At 64.0% G+C, this 14562-nt stretch carries 18 protein-coding genes and 1 pseudogene; 13 read left to right on the top strand and 6 right to left on the bottom strand.

The genetic code is table 11. From position 1 onward, the window contains the following. Nucleotides 1-78: 78 nt before the first annotated feature. The 3 genes and pseudogenes from EKH55_RS12035 to EKH55_RS12025 all read right to left on the bottom strand — a co-directional run. Nucleotides 79-513, bottom strand: coding sequence for a hypothetical protein (locus tag EKH55_RS12035; protein WP_069458129.1), 435 nt, complete (start codon nucleotides 511-513; stop codon nucleotides 79-81). 103 nt (nucleotides 514-616) lie between these two features. Further along, a complete protein-coding gene (locus EKH55_RS12030) occupies nucleotides 617-979 on the bottom strand; it encodes a hypothetical protein (RefSeq protein WP_151611567.1) in 363 nt (120 codons plus the stop codon). A 163-nt stretch (nucleotides 980-1142) separates the two neighbouring features. Further along, nucleotides 1143-1346, bottom strand: a pseudogene (locus tag EKH55_RS12025) (heme ABC transporter ATP-binding protein); the annotation flags it as partial. A gap of 404 nt (nucleotides 1347-1750) precedes the next feature. On the opposite strand from EKH55_RS12025, the gene EKH55_RS12020 reads away from it, so the two are divergent. From EKH55_RS12020 to hmuQ, 5 genes are all read left to right on the top strand, one after another. Then, nucleotides 1751-2185 carry a hypothetical protein gene (locus EKH55_RS12020; protein ID WP_069458126.1) on the top strand — a complete coding sequence of 145 codons (435 nt, stop codon included), beginning with the start codon at nucleotides 1751-1753 and terminating at the stop codon, nucleotides 2183-2185. A 40-nt stretch (nucleotides 2186-2225) separates the two neighbouring features. After that, nucleotides 2226-3140 carry a TonB family protein gene (locus tag EKH55_RS12015; protein WP_151611566.1) on the top strand — a complete coding sequence of 305 codons (915 nt, stop codon included), beginning with the start codon at nucleotides 2226-2228 and terminating at the stop codon, nucleotides 3138-3140. A 212-nt stretch (nucleotides 3141-3352) separates the two neighbouring features. After that, nucleotides 3353-3760: a DUF2325 domain-containing protein gene (locus EKH55_RS12010; RefSeq protein WP_069458124.1), complete on the top strand. Its 408-nt coding sequence runs from the start codon at nucleotides 3353-3355 to the stop codon at nucleotides 3758-3760. Nucleotides 3761-3810: 50 nt separating this feature from the next. Next, entirely contained in the window at nucleotides 3811-4077 is a 267-nt protein-coding gene (locus tag EKH55_RS12005) for a hypothetical protein (protein WP_069458123.1), read from the top strand. 3 nt (nucleotides 4078-4080) lie between these two features. Continuing rightward, complete coding sequence (hmuQ, locus tag EKH55_RS12000) at nucleotides 4081-4395, top strand: heme-degrading protein HmuQ (protein ID WP_069458122.1); 315 nt, start codon at nucleotides 4081-4083, stop codon at nucleotides 4393-4395. Between the two features lie 237 nt (nucleotides 4396-4632). On the opposite strand, the gene EKH55_RS11995 is transcribed toward hmuQ, so the two are convergent. Continuing rightward, nucleotides 4633-4995, bottom strand: coding sequence for a DUF423 domain-containing protein (locus EKH55_RS11995; RefSeq protein ID WP_069458121.1), 363 nt, complete (start codon nucleotides 4993-4995; stop codon nucleotides 4633-4635). A 6-nt stretch (nucleotides 4996-5001) separates the two neighbouring features. After that, a complete protein-coding gene (locus tag EKH55_RS11990; RefSeq protein WP_069458120.1) occupies nucleotides 5002-5388 on the bottom strand; it encodes a globin domain-containing protein in 387 nt (128 codons plus the stop codon). Between the two features lie 143 nt (nucleotides 5389-5531). On the opposite strand from EKH55_RS11990, the gene EKH55_RS11985 reads away from it, so the two are divergent. Together EKH55_RS11985 and EKH55_RS11980 are read left to right on the top strand one after the other, a co-directional pair. Then, entirely contained in the window at nucleotides 5532-6092 is a 561-nt protein-coding gene (locus EKH55_RS11985) for a TetR/AcrR family transcriptional regulator (RefSeq protein ID WP_069458119.1), read from the top strand. A 94-nt stretch (nucleotides 6093-6186) separates the two neighbouring features. Continuing rightward, the gene (locus EKH55_RS11980; RefSeq protein ID WP_069458118.1) at nucleotides 6187-6528 is read left to right on the top strand and encodes a DMT family transporter; all 342 of its coding nucleotides are present in this window, start codon (nucleotides 6187-6189) and stop codon (nucleotides 6526-6528) included. Between the two features lie 12 nt (nucleotides 6529-6540). Here EKH55_RS11980 and EKH55_RS11975 read toward each other — a convergent pair whose 3' ends face one another. Beyond that, nucleotides 6541-7770, bottom strand: a complete 1230-nt coding sequence (locus tag EKH55_RS11975) for an alpha/beta hydrolase (RefSeq protein ID WP_069458213.1) — start codon at nucleotides 7768-7770, stop codon at nucleotides 6541-6543. A gap of 367 nt (nucleotides 7771-8137) precedes the next feature. On the opposite strand from EKH55_RS11975, the gene EKH55_RS11970 reads away from it, so the two are divergent. Genes EKH55_RS11970 through EKH55_RS11945 form a run of 6 tightly spaced genes read left to right on the top strand, consistent with a single transcriptional unit; the run spans nucleotide 8138 to nucleotide 14487 of the window. Beyond that, complete coding sequence (locus EKH55_RS11970; protein WP_069458117.1) at nucleotides 8138-9193, top strand: dipeptidase; 1056 nt, start codon at nucleotides 8138-8140, stop codon at nucleotides 9191-9193. Nucleotides 9194-9241: 48 nt separating this feature from the next. Then, nucleotides 9242-10882, top strand: coding sequence for an ABC transporter substrate-binding protein (locus EKH55_RS11965; protein ID WP_069458116.1), 1641 nt, complete (start codon nucleotides 9242-9244; stop codon nucleotides 10880-10882). Between the two features lie 23 nt (nucleotides 10883-10905). Continuing rightward, complete coding sequence (locus tag EKH55_RS11960; protein ID WP_106407812.1) at nucleotides 10906-11967, top strand: ABC transporter permease; 1062 nt, start codon at nucleotides 10906-10908, stop codon at nucleotides 11965-11967. Beyond that, nucleotides 11964-12896, top strand: a complete 933-nt coding sequence (locus EKH55_RS11955; protein ID WP_151611565.1) for an ABC transporter permease — start codon at nucleotides 11964-11966, stop codon at nucleotides 12894-12896. Before EKH55_RS11960 ends, EKH55_RS11955 begins: the two co-directional genes overlap by 4 nt. Continuing rightward, on the top strand, nucleotides 12893-13726 hold the full coding sequence (locus EKH55_RS11950) for an ABC transporter ATP-binding protein (protein ID WP_069458113.1): 834 nt from the start codon (nucleotides 12893-12895) through the stop codon (nucleotides 13724-13726). The genes EKH55_RS11955 and EKH55_RS11950 overlap by 4 nt, the downstream gene beginning before the upstream one ends. Then, nucleotides 13723-14487: an ABC transporter ATP-binding protein gene (locus tag EKH55_RS11945; protein ID WP_069458112.1), complete on the top strand. Its 765-nt coding sequence runs from the start codon at nucleotides 13723-13725 to the stop codon at nucleotides 14485-14487. Before EKH55_RS11950 ends, EKH55_RS11945 begins: the two co-directional genes overlap by 4 nt. The last annotated feature ends 75 nt before the right edge of the window (nucleotides 14488-14562 follow it).

Genomic DNA, 14562 nt, shown 5'->3' with positions numbered 1-14562 from the left:
CGTGCAAAGGTCGCTGCAATTCTTTGAGTTTGCGCATCGAGCTTTCCGAAAATCGGATACGATTTTCGGGCCGATGCGCTAGCGCTCAGGCTTTCCGCGCCGCCTGCCCGTGCGAAGGCCGAGCAGGGTGCCGACTGCGATCGCGGCGGCCAGTGCGAGCAAGGGCTGGCTGCGCGCGACGCTTGTGGCGGCAATCAGACCGACATTGGCCTGGAGCAACGCGCGGCGCCGGCGTTCCTCGGCCAGCCGGCGATCGCGAGCGTGAAGAACGACCAGCACAAGGATGAGGATCAGGGCACTTAAAAAGAGCACGGCCGCGACCATTGCAGCGGCGATGACCGGAGAATAGTGTTCGGCAAGTGCCAGGGCAATGGCAACGAGAACGAAGACATAGGTGCTGCCGAGCAGAACGGCGATGATCGCCCACAGGATCGCGTTGCGCCTGTAGCGTGCTACGGTGGCACTCAGATCGGCCGCGAGCAGGGCGGACAAGACGGCCCCCAGTGTCCCCATGTAAATTGCTCCTCATCGCAATGGGGACCGGAAAGGCATCCTTTCCGGTCCGGATTCCGGGCGCCTCTTCGAGATTTCGCCTGGATATATCGTGATCGCCTGGTTACCTGCGCAGGACAGCGGCCGCGATCAGTCCGATTACCGCCGCGGTGCCGAGCGTTGCGACCGGGTGTTCGCGCACGACCGTGCGAAGCTGTCTTTCGGTATCCGCATAGCGGCCGCGCAGTTCGGAGAGCATCTGTTCTCCGCTTGCCAGCAGGTCCTCGAGGTCTGTTGCCGCTCTGGCACGGGCGCCTTGCGCCCTCGCCTTCGCCTCCTCGGATGCGGCGAGGCCGCGATCCGCCAGCAAGGCCACGAGTTTTCCGACGTCGTTGCGGATTTCGTCGAGTTGGTCCTGGATCGACGTCTCGCCGGATCCGCCGTTGTGCTTCCTCGTGCTCGAACTTGAGAAGAGACCAGTCGCCATTTTCGCTCCCTCCGCTAAAAACGCCGGCAGGAGCCGGCGTGTGACCTGCAAGACACACGATGCTGCCGGCGAAACCGGCCGCGCCGCGGGCATGCCCGATCAACGCATGAGGGAGAGATTTGTTTCGATAAATCTTGGCGTTGCTACGGTTTGCTGCTGAAGCTCAGCGGGCGGCCGACTGCGGCAACACGAAGGGGACGTCGCGCGCCGGCGCGACGCCCCCCTGCAGCCGGCAGCCGAACACGGCTTCCATGGGCTCGTCGGTGAGGACGTCGCCCGGCGCGCCGCGGGCGCGGATGCGGCCGGATTTCATCATCATCATCTGATCGGCGAACATGGCGGTAAGATTGAGGTCGTGCATGATGGCGCCGGAGACCGCAAGGGCCGCACCGACCAGCATGCCGAGCACGGCCCGCGTCAGGCGGATGTCGAGGATGATGATGCGATCGCGCGTGCTCAGCGCCCAATCGGCGGGTGCATCGCCGGGAGTCAGCCGAGCACATTGCCGAGCGACGCATCGGCCGCCCCGTTCATGATCGCGGTCGGCTGCAGGGAGTGTTCGGTTTCGGGGTCATTCACGGCTTCGGCCCGCTCGCGAAGGCGAGAACTTCAGGCAAAATCCCCCCTTTTATCCCCGCGTCTTCCATTTGCTATCTTGACTTCTTTACTCATATTTTTTTACGCAATACGGGATAATTCAAGTCAAGTTATTTGATCGCGCCGTCGGCGAAGAGTTGGTGGGCGGGGTCGCGGACCAGGGGTGACGAAACGATGGCCCATCTTTCATTTTCGGCCTTTTCGGCCGCAATCGTGGTTCTCGGCATGGCAGGAACCGTTGCCGCAGAGGACGTTCGATCCGGCGGACTCTCGATCGAGCTCAACGAGATTGCCCCGTCGGAGAAAGGCTGCAAGCTCACGTTTGTTGCCGACAACAGTCTCCAGCAGTCGCTTTCCAAGGCTTCGTTCGAATTCATCCTCTTCGACCAGAAAGGTTTGGTCGAGCGAATGGCCGTGCTCGATTTTCGGGACCTGCCTGCCGGCAAGACGAAGGTCCGGCAATTCGATCTGCCGGGCACGAAATGCGAGGCGGTCAAAAGCTTGCTCATCAACGATGCCCCGGCGTGCGTCGGCGAGGGGATCGAGAAGGGCGCCTGCATGAGGGGTCTGAAGACCGGTTCCAAATCGGCGGTGGAACTCAAGGGCTGATAAAGCCCGGCTCTCGCAGGCCAACGGAAGGCGAGTTCGGATGAAGCAAATCGTCAAATGGACCGGGGCGATCGCCCTGTCGCTGCTCGCGCATGCCGGCGGCGCCATGCTGTTCGAGCCCGACGAAGACGACATTCAGATGGCCGGGGGCGCCGCCATGGAGGTTGCGCTGCTCGGCAACGCGTTCGAAGAGACAGTACAGGCCGGCGATCTGTCCGACGTGGTCGAGCCGACCGAGGAGACGCCGGCGGAACTGGCGCCGAGAGAGATCCCGCCGGTAGAAGAGGCGGTCGAAGAGGTCGAGCCGACGATCCCCGATCTCGTTTCCGAACCGCCGTCCGAGGTTGCGCCCGCGGAAGCGGACGTGATCCTCCCGGCCGAGCAGGTGCCGATCGCCGAAATCGCGGAGCCGGCAGTGGTGACAAGTGTCGCCCCGGTCGAGACCGTCGTTCCGCATCCGAGGCCGGAGCCGCCGGAGACCGTGGAAAACGTCGAAAAGCCGGAACCGAAGAAGGAGCCGGTGAAAAGAAAGAAGGTCGCGCGGAAGAAGGCGGGCGAAGCCGGAAGCCAGGCGAAGACGCAGGTCAAAGGTCAGGCGGACGGCGTGGAAAATGCGGCTGCGAGTGCGGCCACGGGCGCCAAAGGCAGCGCATCACAGGCGGGTAACGCGGCCGTCTCGAATTATCCCGGCAAAGTGCGGCGGAGGCTGAACCGCGCCTTCCGTTATCCCGCGGAGGCAAAGCGTCAGGGCCTGCGCGGCGTCGCGCATGTACGTTTCACCGTCACTTCCGATGGGGGGCTTGCCGGCGTTGGCATCGCCAAGAGCGCCGGCTCGGCGCTTCTCGACGAGGCCGCGCTCGGGGCCGTGCGTGGCGCAGCGCCCTTTCCGGCAATCCCGGCCGGCGCCGGGCGCGACAACTGGGCTTTTACCATACCGCTTGAATTCAAACGCTGACGAAGCGCCATGGACCAGCCACGCCGCCCGGCGTGGCCAGGGCTCTCTTCAGAAATAATATGAGTTATAAAGTCATGTTTATACTTTACTCGAATAATCAAGTTTAATAAGTTGCCGCCCACCATGCAACCGGGCGCTGTGGGCGCCGGAAGATATCTGATGGCGGTCGGCGGCAGAAAACGCGCCCGCGAGAAAAAGACGGAGAAAAATGGATGCGCGGCAAACGGCAGCAAGGCCAGAATTCAGCCACGGGCGGCAGGGGCAAGCCGAAGCCAGAGGCGAGCACCGGTAGCGGCAAGGCAACGCTCGAAGGCCGCAGCTTCCTTTATGTCGGCGGCCGCGACTGCCAGGTGGCGCATCTGCGCGAGATCGCCAGTTCCTTCGGAGCGGAACTCATCCACCACGATGGCGGTTTACGGGAGGCGGTTTCGCGCATCGACCGGGTCTTGCCGTCGGTCGACTGTGTCTTCTGCCCGATCGACTGCATCAGCCATGATGCATGTCTTCGCGTGAAGACCGGCTGCAAGAAGTGGGGCAAGGCCTTCGTGCCGCTGCGCAACGGCTCGAAATCGAGCCTGGAGCGGGCACTGAACGACCTCACCGCCGGCAGCGAGGATTGAGCCCCGGCAACATCGACGTCGAGCGGGCGTCAGCGCATGGAGAAGTGACGATGAATGACGAGCGTCCCGATCAGATGATGATGATCGGTCTTCATAAGCTGGCCTCCCAGTTCGGGGATGGGCTGGTGCCGGAACTCTACGAATTGCTGACGCGCCGCGCGCGGATGCTGGAGGACAACCCCGGCTTGGCGGAGTTCCCGGCGCGGCAGCCGGGCAGGGCGCCGCACGGTCTTGTGCCTTCGCCCGAGGGCGTTATCCTGCCATTCCCGGATGCGGAGGCGAGGTGCGCTACGCAGAAGAAGGCGCTTGGGAGGTAGCCCATGTATTTCGCGATGAACCGTTTCCGTGTCGCCCTCGGACAGGAGGGGGCCTTTGAGGCCGTCTGGAAGGGGCGCGATTCGGGTCTTGCCGAAATGCCCGGCTTCATCGATTTTCATCTGCTGCGTGGCGAGAGCGTGCCGGAAGAGGGCTATACGCCGTTCATTTCCAAGTCGACCTGGGAAAGCAAGGACGCGTTCCTCACCTGGACGAAATCGGAAAACTTCCGGGCGGCCCACCGCAATGCCGGCGACAATCGCGCCATGTATCTGGGGCCGCCGAAGTTCGAGGGCTATACGGTCGTCGAGGGGGCGTAGGGGAAGGCTTCAGGCGCGCCCGTTCTTACCCCCTCTGGCCTGCCGGCCATCTCCCCCACAAGGGGGGAGAATACACGCGGCTAGCTCCTCGCTCCGACCGAAGGCTTCTGCAGCGGAAAGCTCCCCTTGAGGCGCAAAGCGCACCGCACATTTTCTCCCCCTTGTGGGGGAGATGGCCGGCAGGCCAGAGGGGGTATCCAGGGCACCAGCGCGAATAACGCCTCCGACCCAGCAAAACTATCGACGCGGAAAAAACGCCCCGAGCGCCACGGCGAGCCACCCCGCCATCATCGTCAGCCCGCCGAGGGGTGCCGACATCGGGAAGAGGCCGTGGCCGGCGAAATGACGGAGCGTCAGGTCACCGGCGAAGACGGCCGTTCCTGCGGCGAGCAGCAGGGCCGCGATAGCCGCCGTGCGAAAATGCGCCCATCCGGCATGGAGCGCGACGACCGCCGGCGCATGGGCGAGGCACATGGCGGATGCGCCGCCGAGGAGCCGCGGATCGGCCCCGTGCGAAGCGGCGGCGGCCGCGGCGACGCCGAAGAGGCCCATCAGCCCGGCGACGAAAAGCATGGTCGAGCGCAGCGCCCCGTTCGGCATTCGACACTATTCCTTGTTCTGCATGTGAAAGGCGAGCCGCGTGATCGGCGCGAGAATGATTTCCCTAAGCTTCGGATAGGAGACGGTTTCCTCCAGGGCGCGGGTGAAGCAGAGCAGCCACTCATCGCGTTCGGCCGGTCCGATCCCGGCGATGAAATGGCGGCGGCGCAGCATCGGATGGCCGCGCTTCTCCACATAGATCGGTGGGCCGCCGAGCCAGCCGGTCAGGTACTCGTAGAGCTTTTCCTCGCTGCCCGCGAGGTCCGGCGGATGCACGGCGCGGCAGCGAGTCGCCTCCGGCAGGCTGTCCATGAGTTCATAGAAGCGCCGCGTCAGCGTCCGCACCGTCGCGTCGCCGCCGATCGCCTCGTAAAGCGTCGTCGTTTCCGTCATCGCCGTTTCCTTCGAACGGATGTCGTATCGCGGGCCCGACCCGCGGACAATGCCTGCTCGCCGCTTGCGGCGTTTCATCGCGGCGGCGGCGCATTTGAAATGCGCCTCTTGACAAACCGTCCAGACGGTATGTTTAATATGCGATGATCAGTGCCCATCAGAGGAAGAAGCAGCCGGAGCGCGTGCGCCAGCAATTGCTGGAGGTTGCCGCGCGGCTGTCGCTCGAACAGGGCATCGCCGCGGTGACGCTCGATCGGGTGTCGCAGGCGGCCGGGGTCAGCAAAGGCGGGCTGTTGCACCATTTTCCCAACAAGCTGGCCCTGCTCGACGGCCTGTTCGACGAACTCGTCGCCCGCTTCGACCGGGCGATCGCGGCGGCGATGGCCGAAGACGATATCGAACGGGGACGTTTCACTCGCGCCTATCTCGCCGTCTGCTTCGCCCTCGACGGAGAAGCGGAAGGACAGGATTGGCAGGTGCTGGCGATCGCGCTGCTTGCCGAACCGCAGCTCAAGGCGCGCTGGCGAGACTGGGTGGCGCGGCGTTCGGTCGAGTTCGCCAAGACCGACGGCTCGCCCAACTGCCTGATCGCCCGGTTTGCCGCCGACGGCGTCTGGCTCGCAGACCTGATGCGGAGTCACGAGCTCCACACGGCGATGCGCGCCGAGCTGCTTGAAAGGCTGAAGGCGCTGTCGTTGCAGTGAGGCGCGAATTTCGAGGTGCTACGGCGACCTTTGCGCGACTGAAGAGACGCGCAGCGCTGTAATCCCATGCTCTAACCGACCGGAGACGTCGCCCATGAACCCCGCCATGCTCTATACTGTCCTGGTGATCGCCATCGTCTTCGAAGTGCTCGGCACTTCGGCCATGCAAGCGGCACAGCATTTCACCCGGCTTGCGCCGACGCTGCTCATGGTCGTCTGCTATGCCGTTGCCTTCTTCTTCCTATCCTATACGCTGCGCTACATTCCGGTTGGCATCGCCTACGCGCTCTGGAGCGGCCTCGGCATTGTGCTGATTTCGCTCGTCGGTTACATGACCTTCGGGCAGAAGCTGGACTTTGCCGCCATCCTCGGCCTGGCGCTCATCATTGCCGGAGTTCTGGTTCTCAATCTCTTTTCGAAATCGACTTTCCATTGAGGCGGTAGGCGTTTACGGCGCGACCGCGGAGCCGACGGTGTTTTCCATCGACTGGCCCAGGCGGCGCAGCTGGTCGTCATAGGTCTGCCGGGTACGCGGGTCGAAGATCATGATCGGGGTCGAGACGGCGACGCTGGCCGCGCTGCCGACGGTTTGCGCGGTTCCAAGCGCGACGGCGCCGACACGCTCCCCAAGTCCGACATCCGAATCCGTCACGGTCTGGCCGGCAATGAGCCGGTTGCCGAGGAGCCGCACCACTTCCGGGCTTTCGGCGAACTTGCCGTGGTTGAGCCGATCCCCGCCCTTGAGTGCCGTCAGGTCGAGCACGGTGATGCCGGCGTTTTCGAGCTGGCTGCGATAGGGTTCGACGGTGGGATCGATCTGGCCGAGCCGGTCGATATTGCCGGAGATGCGCCGAGAGACGGTCAGCGCCCGGTCGTCGCGGGAGACGAAAAGCGTGAATTTCGGCCGATCCTTGCCCATCGCCCGCATCTGCTGCGAGAAGACGTCGACGTCGAGGTCAGGCGACGCGAGGATCACGTCGGTGATCTTGGGCGCAACGCGGCCGTCGCGGATCGCCATCTGCCTGAGTGCTTCGACGGTGAGCCACGAGCCCATGGAATGGGCCATTAGCGTGATCTCGCCGACTGCGGGATCCTTGGATGCGCGCTGCAGCAGTTCCTCCAGCGCATCGCGCGAGTAGTTGGTGCTTTCCTTGTCGTAATTATAGTCGAAGATGCTCGCGCGCGACGGCCAGGTGAAGATCACTGGAGCGACGTCGGCGCCGGAATCGTGGACGATCTGGGCGTAGCGATAAACCGCATCCTCGAAGCGATTGTTGAAGCCGTGGACGAAGATCAGCACCCGCCGGCTCCGGGGCAGATGCCCCTCGAGCCAGGCGCGCGTTTGCGGGCCCGCCTCGATCGGCTCGACGCTGACGGTCGAGAAAGCGCGGCTCGGGTCGGGCGGAAGCTTCTTCGGCCATTGCACCTGGCCGACCGTTCGGTTCTTCTCGGGCGGTATCGAGACGACGATTTCCGTCAGCGACAATTGCCGGGCGCGCTCGCCGGTGAAAAGGATGCCGGGATCCTCGGAGGGTTTGCGGGTGGTGGCGACCAGGAGATCGACCTTGGAGGCGCCGTCGGCGGAACCGGAGGGAACGAGAACCCCGACGGGTCGCCCGCCGCAGCCGGCAATGCCGAACATCAGCGCCAGGCAGATGAAGGTGCGCGCCAGCCGCATTGCGAGGTTGAGAACAGCGATCGACGACACGTCAAATTCCCCTCGGCCTGTTCTTCAGCGCCTTGCCTCTCGAGGAGACATGCGGCAGACGGTCGTCATGACCGGCGGTCATCGGCTCTTTGCGCATAGCTATCGCAGATTTTCGCTCGCCTGACACCAATTCGATCGTCCTGCGCGTCTCGTTCGACAGGTCCTCGCCATGCGATTGCGGCTTTCCTGCAACATTTCGCTACAGGTGCCCGCGGGCGGGCCCCTGGAAATTCATTGAAATGGCCGGTGCCTTTCAATAGCATCGACCGGTCCACCCACGGGCGCGGCATGGCGGATGATCCATCCGATCTCCCTGATATAACGAGGAATTCTGCGCATGCAGGCGGTATTCGACGGCCATAACGACGTGCTCCTGCGGCTTTGGCAGCGCGAACGCGGCGGCAGCGATCCGGTGGCGGAGTTTATCGACGGAACCGACAAGGGGCATATCGATGCGCCGCGGGCGAGGGAGGGCGGCCTCATCGGCGGGCTCTGCGCCATATACATCCCGTCCGGCGATCTTGTCCTGAGGGTGCCGGACACCAATGGCCATTATGCGACGCCGCTCTCCGCTCCGCTCGACCACCTGCCGTCGCTCGCAACTGCGCTTGAGATCGCAGACATCGCCTTCAGGCTCGACCGGGCCGGCGCCTGGCGGCTCTGCCGCTCGACCGACGCAATCCGGAGAGCGATCGACGACGGGGTCTTCGCGGCAGTGCTCCACATGGAAGGCTGCGAGGCGATCGGGCCGGACCTGGCTGGGCTCGAGACCTTCCATGCGGCCGGGCTTCGCTCGCTCGGTCCCGTGTGGAGCCGCCACAATGTCTTCGGCCACGGCGTGCCCTTCGCCTATCCGATGTCGCCGGATAGCGGCGGCGGCCTGACGGAAGCCGGCTTCGAACTCGTGCGCGCCTGCAACCGGCTCGGCATCCTGGTCGATCTCGCCCACCTCACCGAAAAGGGCTTCTGGGACGTCGCGAAGACCACCGACCAGCCGCTCGTCGCCAGCCATTCCAATGCGCATGCACTGACGCCCGTCGCCCGCAATCTCACCGACCGGCAGCTCGATGCGATCGGGGAAAGCCAGGGGCTCGTCGGCCTCAATTATGCGACGACGATGCTCCGCGCGGATGGACAGGAAAACGCCGCGACGCCGCTTGCCGACATGGTCCGTCATGTCGACTACATGGTCGAGCGCCTCGGCATCGACTGCATCGCGCTCGGCTCGGATTTCGACGGCGCGACGATCCCGGAGGCAATCGGCGACGCGGCGGGCAATCAGCGGCTCGTCGCAGCGCTGAGGGAGGCCGGCTATGGCGATCGCGAGCTCAAGAAGATATGCGGCGAGAACTGGTTGAGAGTTCTCGCAAAAGCCTGGCACGAGGATGCCTGAATTCGTGAAGAAGAGCCCGCAAAGGGCAAAAAAAGAGGGAAGCGTAAAATGATGCACAAGCTCCATGGACGTTTTCGACTTCTGGCTGCATCTGCGGCCATGGCACTTGCCATGGGCGTGGCTCAGCCGACATTTGCCGAGACGCCGAAAGACACGCTCGTCCAGGCCTGGGCGATTGATGACATCATCACCATGGATCCGGGTGAGGCCTTCGAGATTTCGACCGCCGAGATGACCAGCAACACCTACAGCCTGCTCGTCCGCCTCGATCTCAACGACACGAGCAAGGTGATCGGCGATCTCGCCGAAAGCTGGGAGGTGTCCGACGACGGCCTCACCTATACGTTCAAGCTGAAGCCCGGCATGAAATTCGCGTCCGGCAATCCGATCACCGCCGAGGACGTTGCCTATTCCTTCGAACGCGCCGTCAAGCTCGACAAGAGCCCGGCTTTCATTCTCACGCAATTCGGTCTGACGGGAGACAACGTCACCGAAAAGGCCAAGGCCGTTGACGAAGGGACTTTTGTGTTCACGGTTGACCAGCCCTACGCGCCGAGTTTTGTGCTCAACTGCCTGACCGCCACCGTTGCTTCGGTGGTCGACAAGAAGCTGGTGCTCGAGCATGTGAAATCCGTCGAGCCGAGCGACACCTACAAATACGACAACGACTTCGGCAATGAGTGGCTGAAGACCGGCTATGCCGGCTCCGGGGCCTTCAAGCTGCGCGAATGGCGAGCCAACGAGGTTGTCGTGCTGGAGCGCAACGACAATTACTACGGCGAACAGGCGAAGCTCGCCCGGGTCATCTACCGGCATATGAAGGAAAGCTCCGGCCAACGCCTCGCGCTCGAAGCCGGCGATGTCGACGTCGCGCGCAATCTCGAGCCGGGCGACTACGAGGCGGTTTCGAAAAATGCAGACCTCTGGACGACCGACGCGGCGAAGGGCACCATCTATTACATCAGTCTCAACCAGAAGAACGAAGACCTCGCGAAACCCGAGGTGCGCGAGGCCTTCAAATATCTCGTCGACTATGACGCGATCGGCGCGACCTTGATCAAGGGGATCGGTGAAATCCACCAGACGTTCCTGCCGAAGGGCGTGCTCGGCGCGCTCGACGAAAACCCCTATAAGCTCGACGTCGCCAAGGCCAAGGACCTCCTGGCCAAGGCCGGTTATCCGGACGGGTTTTCCGTGACGATGGACGTGCGCAACACCCAGCCCGTCACCGGCATTGCGGAGTCCTTCCAGCAGACGCTGGGGCAAGCCGGCGTGAAGCTCGAAATCATTCCTGGCGACGGCAAGCAGACGCTCACGAAATATCGCGCCCGCAACCATGACATGTATATCGGCGAGTGGGGGATGGACTATTTCGACCCGCATTCGAATGCCGAGACATTCGCCAGCAATCCGGACAATTCCGACGAAGGCAAGGTGAAGACGCTTGCCTGGCGAAACGCCTGGGATATTCCGGAATTGAGCAAGAAGACCAGGGAGGCGCTTCTCGAGCGCGACAGCGCCAAGCGTGCCGAGATCTACAAGGAGCTCCAGAAGGCCGTTCTCGAGGATAGCCCCTTCGCGATTATCTACCAGAAGACGGAGGTCGCGGGCCTGCGCGGCAACGTCAAGGACTACAAGCTCGGGCCGAGCTTCGATACGAACTTCGTCTGGAACGTCTCCAAGGAATAGCCGGAAGGACCGTGTCCTTGAGCTTGAGTGCAACAGAGCGGGAGAACGGGCAACGGCGCGCCCGTCCCCGCAAGATCATTGCCGCGGCGCTGCAATTCCTCGTCGTGGTGGCGACCACCTATCTCGGCCTGCTCGCCGTCACCTTCTTCATCGGCCGGGTGATTCCGATCGATCCGGTGCTGGCGGTGCTCGGCGACCGCGCGCCGGCGCATGTCGTCGAACGGACGCGCGAGGCGATGGGGCTCAACCTGCCCCTCTACCAGCAGTTCTTCATCTATGTCCGGCAGGCGCTTTCCGGCGACTTCGGCACCTCCGTGCTGACGACCAATCCGGTGATGACCGATATCCGCCGCGTCTTCCCGGCGACGATCGAGCTTGCGACGCTCGGGACCTTGATCGGCGCGCTGATCGGCGTGCCGCTCGGGGTGCTCGCTGCCGTCAAACGCGGCAGTCTTGCCGATCAGATCGTCCGCATCATCGGTCTCGTCGGCTATTCCGTGCCGATCTTCTGGCTGGCTCTGCTCGCCCTCCTCGTCTTCTATGCGCGGCTGCGATGGGTCGCCTATCCCGGCCGCATCGACATCGTCTACGAATATAGCTTCACGCCGATTACCGGCTTCTATCTTCTCGATGCGCTCTGGCAGGGTCAGTGGGACGTCTTCCGCGACGTCTTCCGGCATATCATCCTGCCGGCCTCGCTGCTCGGCTATTTCTCGCTTGCCTATATCAGCCGCATGACCCGCAGCTTCATGCTGAACGAGTTGCAGCAGGAATATATCGTCGCCGCGCGCGCTAAGGGACTTTCCGAGGTGCGGATCATCTGGGGCCACGCACTGCGCAATGCGGCGGTGCCGCTGGTGACCGTGATCGCGCTTTCCTATGCGGGGCTGCTCGAGGGCTCGGTGCTGACCGAAACGGTCTTCGCCTGGCCGGGGCTTGGGCTCTACATCACCAATTCGCTGCAGAATGCCGACATGAACGCCGTGCTCGGCGGCACCATCGTTATAGGCTCGGTGTTCATCGGCATCAATCTCCTGTCCGATCTCCTTTATCGGACGCTTGACCCGAGGACGCGCGCGCGATGAGCCTTGCATCCCAAAGCCGCCCGATGACGCGGCGCGAATGGCTTCTTTCCGACCGGCCGCAATCGCGGATGCAGGCGCGGTTTGGCCGCGCCTATATGACCTGGCGTCGGTTTTCGGCAAACCACCTCGCCGTTGCCGGACTTCTGATCCTCATGGCACTCGTGCTCGTCGCCGCTTTTGCCGACTTCCTTGCACCGCATTCGCCCTTCGTCGGCAATCTCGCCGGCGCGCGGCTGCAGCCGCCGGGCAGCGAGGGCTATCTGCTCGGCACCGACGATCAGGGACGCGATATCCTGTCGCGGCTGATCCATGGTTCGCGTCTGACGCTCGTGGTCGTCGGGCTCGTCGCGATCATCGCCGCCCCCGTTGGCCTGATCGTCGGCGCCGTCGCCGGCTATGCCGGCGGCTGGATCGACGCGGTCCTCATGCGCATCACCGATATCTTCCTCGCCTTTCCGAAGCTTGTGCTGGCGCTCGCCTTCGTCGCAGCCCTCGGGCCGGGCATCGAGAATGCGGTCATCGCCATCGCCATCACTTCCTGGCCGCCCTATGCGCGTATCGCCCGCGCCGAGACGCTGACTGTGCGCCACTCCGACTACATCGCCGCGGTACGGCTGATGGGGGCGTCGCCGGCGCGCATCGTCTTCCGCCATGTGATGCCGATGTGCCTGTCATCGCTGATCGTGCGCGTCACCCTCGACATGGCCGGCATTATTCTGACGGCGGCGGGCCTCGGTTTCCTCGGCCTCGGGGCGCAGCCGCCGCTGCCCGAATGGGGTGCGATGATCGCCTCGGGGCGGCGCTTCATTCTCGATCAATGGTGGGTCGCCACCATGCCGGGCATCGCCATCCTCATCGTCAGCCTCGGCTTCAACCTGCTGGGCGACGGTCTGCGCGACGCGCTCGACCCGCGGGAGAGCGGCCAGTGAGTGTCCTTCTGACGGTCGAGGACCTGAAGGTCCGCTTCCCGACCCGCACCGGCGTGGTCGAGGCGGTCCGCGGCGTGTCCTTCACGCTGGGGCGCGAACGCCTCGGCATCGTCGGCGAGAGCGGCTCCGGCAAGTCGCAGACGGGCCGGGCGATCATGGGGCTGACGCCGCCGCAGGCAGAGGTGACGGCGAAGACGCTGTCCTTCGACGGCATCGATCTCTTGAACGCCCCGCCGAAGCGGCGCAGGGATCTGCGCGGCAAGCGGATCGCCATGATCCTGCAGGACCCGAAATATTCGCTGAACCCGGTTATGAGCATTGGCCGGCAGATCGTCGAGACGCTGCGGCAACATGAGAAGGTCAGTCGCGCGGAGGCGCGCGAACGGACGCTCGACATGCTGGCCGCGGTGCAGATCCGCGACCCGAAGCGTGTGTTCGACCTCTATCCGTATGAGGTCTCGGGCGGCATGGGTCAAAGGGCGATGATCGCGATGATGCTGATTGCCGGGCCGGAACTGTTGATCGCCGACGAGCCGACCTCGGCCCTCGACGTGACCGTGCAGCTCGAGGTGCTGTCGATCCTCGACAAACTTGTGTCGGAGCGCGGCATGGGGCTGATCTTCGTTTCACACGATCTGCGGCTCGTGTCCTCCTTCTGCGACCGGGTGCTCGTCATGTATGCGGGGCGGATCGTCGAGGAGATCGCCGCCTTGGATCTCGCCAATGCGAAACACCCCTATACGCAGGGTCTCCTGAACTGCATGCCGGTGATCGGCGCCGACCGCCACCCCCTGCCGGTGCTCGACCGCAAGCCGGAGTGGGCGCTATGACCGCGGCCGTATCGGTTGAAAATCTCAGCGTCCTCTTCGACGGCTTCAAGGCGGTGGACGACGTCGGCGTCGAGATCGCGGCGGGAGAATCCTTCGGCCTCGTCGGCGAGTCCGGCTCGGGAAAATCGACGCTCCTGCGCGCGATCGCCGGGCTTGCGCCGACAAGCGCAGGCATCATTCGGGTCCAGGGGCGGGCGCTTGAAGGCGCGCGCGACAAGACCTTTTACCGCGCGGTGCAGATGGTGTTCCAGGATCCTTACGGATCGCTGCATCCACGCCAGACGATCGACCGGCAGTTGGCGGAGCCGCTCGCGGTCCACGGGTTCGGCGATAGTGAGCGGCGCATCCTGACGGCGCTCGACGAGGTGGGCCTCGGCTCCGGCTTCCGCTTCCGCTATCCGCATCAGCTTTCCGGCGGCCAGAGGCAGCGCGTGGCGATCGCGCGGGCCCTGATCCTCGAGCCTTCGATCCTGCTCCTCGACGAACCGACATCGGCGCTCGATGCCTCCGTTCAGGCGGAGGTGCTGAACCTACTCGAAGAGGTGCGCCAGCGGCGCAAGCTGACATTTCTCCTGGTCAGCCACGATCTCGGCGTCGTCACCCATATGTGCGATCGCCTGGCGGTGATGCAGGGCGGGCGCGTCGTCGAGCGGCTCACCTCGGCCGATCTCGTAGCCGGCCGCATTGCCGAGAATTACACGCTGAACCTGATGGTGGCGAGCAAGGGCTTCCGCCGAGAGGCCGCGCCGGCGCCGGGTTGATCCCATCCTTCCTTGATGCGGGCAGAACCGCTGAGTTTGTCATGAGCGGGGCCGCTCCCACAGATGTGTAGACGG

The sequence above is a fragment of the Sinorhizobium alkalisoli genome (genome assembly GCF_008932245.1).
Classification (GTDB): Bacteria; Pseudomonadota; Alphaproteobacteria; order Rhizobiales; family Rhizobiaceae; genus Sinorhizobium; species Sinorhizobium alkalisoli.
This window is presented reverse-complemented; position numbering and strand designations above follow the sequence as displayed.